The organism is Lactobacillus sp. N54.MGS-719, from assembly GCF_000980505.1.
Classification (GTDB): domain Bacteria; phylum Bacillota; class Bacilli; order Lactobacillales; family Lactobacillaceae; genus Lactobacillus; species Lactobacillus amylovorus.
Map to the genome: position 1 here is coordinate 1 of NZ_LARO01000064.1, position 4,073 is coordinate 4,073.

The following is a 4,073-nucleotide window of genomic DNA, read 5'->3' on the forward strand; positions in this document are numbered from 1 at the left end:
TATAGTAAATAATGATTTTCATAAAATTTTGACTGAAAGACATTCAGTACGTAGATTTGATCCATCCATAAAAATTAGTCATGAAGAAATGAATGAAATGCTGGAAGAAACTATCACTGCTCCTTCCGCATGCAATTTGCAAGCCTGGAAATTCATAGTTGTTGATACAAAAGAGGGGAGAGAGAAGCTGCACCAATACTTTATGCCTTTTAACTTCCCGCAAGTTGATAATAGCTCTGCCATAGTCCTATTCTTCGGTAACACGTTGGCTTTCAAGAAATACAGTCAATTATGGCACAGCATGTATGAAGAAAAGAAAGTAACTAAGGAAGCAATGGAAGCGGCTTTAAATACATTCATGCCACTATATGAAAAGGCACCACAAGAAATGTTAGTTGCGGATTCGATGGTTGATTCTTCACTTGCTGCCATGCAATTTATGTTGATTGCACGTGAGCACGGTTATGACACTAATGCGATGGCAGGTTATGATGCTAAAAAGGCTGCAGCCGTGATGGGACTTGATCCTAAGCAATACGTACCAGTAATGGCAATTGCGATTGGTAAGCACGATCCAAAGGCTGAAGATGAGATTACAACTACTAGATATCCACTTTCAGAATTGGTTGATTATGAATAGATAAAAAATAAGTTTAGAGGACAAGTTTATTGCTTGTCCTTTTTTTGCAGGTTGAAATAATATAACTAGGTAATGAATAAATGCTTGTATTTACCAAAATTATATCTGTTATAATCGATTTAAAAGTATATACAGAAGGATATTGAGAAAAATGAAAGCAGACAGCATACACTTATTCGATTTTCTTGGAAGTGGGAAGACAATTTTTGAAATTCCCGTTTTCCAAAGAAATTACGAATGGGGAGAAGAACAATGTCGACAATTATTTAGAGACTTAATTAATGCGATTAAAGAAAGTAGAGACCATTTTTTGGGAGCAATTGTTTATGTTTCTGAAACTGGTAATAATATGAGCCATATATATCGCATAATTGATGGGCAACAACGACTTACTAGTTTAACTTTATTACTAAAAGCTTTAGCTGATGTTGACAAGCGAGACAGTGAAGAAATACAGGAAGAGTATTTAACTAATAAATATCTGAATGAAAATAATCATTTGAAATTAAAGCCTGTAGAACATGATCTTGAAGCATTTAATGCCGTAATGTCAGATAATATTCAATATGAAAATCCATCAAAGATTATTGAAAATTATAATTTGTTCAAGGATTTAATAAAAGAATCTGACATGGATACCCATGATATTTATATGGGGATAAACCACTTTACCTTGGTTTACATAGAATTAAATGATAATAATAATGAAAATCCACAAGTTATTTTCGAAAGCTTAAATTCTACTGGCGTTTCATTATCTTCATCTGATCTTGTACGTAACTTCTTATTAATGAAATTAGAGTCAGCCTCCCAAACTGAGCTTTATAAACGGTATTGGGTAAAAATAGAAAAACTCTTTAACACTAACATATTTACTGAATTTATTCGCCATTACTTGGTCATGAAAACTCATAAATTAGTTAAAAAAGATAAAGTTTACGATGCCTATAAAGAATATTATTATCACAATAAGCTAGATTCTGAAGCCGCTCTAAAAGATCTCTATAAATTTGCAATTTATTATGATCAATTGCTGAATAGTAGTACTAACATAAAAGAATTTAATAAAGTTTTAGATCAGCTTAATATTTTAGGTAGTAAAGTAATTTTCCCATATTTTATGTTGCTACTTAATTTATATGATGAAGGGCAAATTAATAGTGATTATGTAGTAGAATTGGCAAACACATGGGAGAGTTTGCTATTTAGAATAAGAATCTGCCATATGGGAACTAATCGCTTAAATAAAATAGTAATTAGTTTATGTGATATTCAAAAAGAAACTAATTCTTTATCACAAAGTATGTATAAATTTACTAAAGTCACTTTCCCTGATGATAAGGTCTTTGCCACAAATTTAATGCATTTAGATATTTATAATCAACGTAAGCATTTGGCCAAACTAGCTCTAATGGCAGTGGAAGAAAATAGAACTAAAGAAACTATTGAATTTGATGATGCTCAAATAGAACATATTATGCCGCAGCACTTAAATGCTGCTTGGCGCTTGCAAGTAGAACATGCCGATAGAGTTAACGAACAATTAGGTAATACTATTGGTAATTTAACATTGACAAAATATAATCAAGAGATGGGAAATAAGCCATTTGCCGAAAAAAAAAAGATTTATAGTGAGTCAAATATTTCATTAACCCGTGAAATTGGGGACAATTATGATTCTTGGAATGAAGATACTATCGTTGAAAGATCTAAAGAATTAATCGGTGAGTTGTTGAAAATTTTTCCAATGCCAAAAGCTGAAGAAAGTGATGCCAATAGCAACGAAATCGTGGAATATGCATTAGACGATAATGTTAATGTAACTGGTAGAAAACCTGTCGGAATAACTATAGGTGATAAGGATTATTCAGTTGAAGCTTGGAAACAAATGTTAGTTATATTCCTTAATTCAGCATGGGATGCAGACAGCACAAACCTCGAAAAAATTCAAGACGATCCTATGTTGGACAAAATCCTATTTGGGGAAGATAAAAAGCGTCCCCTTAAGCTCAAAAATGGTATGACTGTTGAATCTAATTTCCCAGCCGCCAATATAATCGCTCTTATTACTAATATGGCAAGTATTTGTGGTATGTCAGATCAGATAAGTTATAGGGTTAGATAATAAGCGTATGTCAATTTTTAATAAGAATGAGATAGCAAAAGTCAGACAAATGTCTGGCTTTTTTTAGTGCATGCGATTAAATATTTTATTTATTCTAGTAAACTATTTACTAAAAGAAGTGAAAGAGATATACTAGTAGCTGAAAACGATTACAGTACAAATTTGAGGTAAATAAAAATGAATAAAGAAGAATTACTTAAAACTTACGAAGATACTTTTAACGAGAAAGGTCAAGACGTCTTTTTCTCACCAGGTAGAATTAACGTAATTGGTGAACATACTGACTATAACGGCGGACACGTTTTTCCAGCTGCAATCAGCTTGGGTGTTTACGGTGTCTATGGCCCAAGAGACGATAAGAAAGTTCGCTTATATTCAGGTAATGTTGACGGAGATATCGTAGAATTTGAGATCGATGATGCAACCGTTGAAAAGGATGATCGTTTCTGGGCTAACTACTTTAAAGGTATGATCACTTATTTGCGTGAAAAATACCACAATATTGATCATGGATTTAATTTATACATTAAGGCTAACTTGCCATCAGGTTCAGGGCTTTCATCAAGTGCCGCAATTGAAATGCTGATGGGGATCATCTTAAAGGATGAATTCAACTTAGATGTTGATCGTGTTGCTTTAGCTAAAATGGGTCAAAGAACTGAAAATGAATTCGTTGGTTTGAATTCAGGAATTATGGACCAATTTGCCTGCATTATGGGTAAAAAAGATAGTGCCATTTTCCTCGATTGCAATACTTTGAAATATGAATACATGCCACTTGCTTTAGGCGAATATGAAATTATTATCATGGCCACTAACAAGCCACATACTTTAGCTGATTCTGCATATAATGACCGTGTTCGCGAATGTCATGATGCAGTTAAGAAATTACAACAAAAGCTTGATATTAAGGCTCTAGGTGAGTTAGATAACGACACTTTCGATGAATATTCTTACCTTATTGATAATGAGACAGAGCTAAAGCGTGCTCGTCATGCCGTTAGTGAAAACCAAAGAACCTTACGCGCAACTAAGGCGATGAAAGATGGCGACTTAGAGAAGTTGGGTCGCTTGATCGATGCTTCACACGTTTCACTTCATTATGATTATGAAGTAACTGGTAAGGAACTCGATACGTTGGCTGAAGCTTCATGGAAGCAATCGGGTGTATTGGGTGCCAGAATGATTGGTGGTGGCTTCGGTGGTAGTGCAATTGCTATTGTTAAGAAGTCAGAAGCAGAAAACTTTAAGAAAAATGTTGGCGATATCTACCGTGACAAGATTGGTTACGATGCCAGCTTCTATGAT

At 33.8% G+C, this 4,073-nt stretch carries 3 protein-coding genes; all 3 read left to right on the forward strand.

What is annotated here, in order from left to right; all coding sequences use genetic code 11:
• Position 1: 1 nt before the first annotated feature.
• Positions 2–640 (forward strand): nitroreductase family protein, encoded by a 639-nt coding sequence (locus tag WS44_RS08505; RefSeq protein WP_288145726.1) that lies wholly within the window; start codon positions 2–4, stop codon positions 638–640.
• Positions 641–791: 151 nt separating this feature from the next.
• A complete protein-coding gene (locus tag WS44_RS08510) occupies positions 792–2,765 on the forward strand; it encodes a DUF262 domain-containing protein (RefSeq protein WP_046434027.1) in 1,974 nt (657 codons plus the stop codon).
• Positions 2,766–2,942: 177 nt separating this feature from the next.
• The coding region (locus tag WS44_RS08515) for a galactokinase (protein ID WP_046434028.1) at positions 2,943–4,073 on the forward strand (1,131 nt) is incomplete at its 3' end.

Excerpts from the sequence above, each read along its gene's own strand:
- WS44_RS08510 (WP_046434027.1), top strand. The coding sequence starts at position 792 with ATGAAAGCAGACAGCATACACTTATTCGATTTTCTTGGAAGTGGGAAG.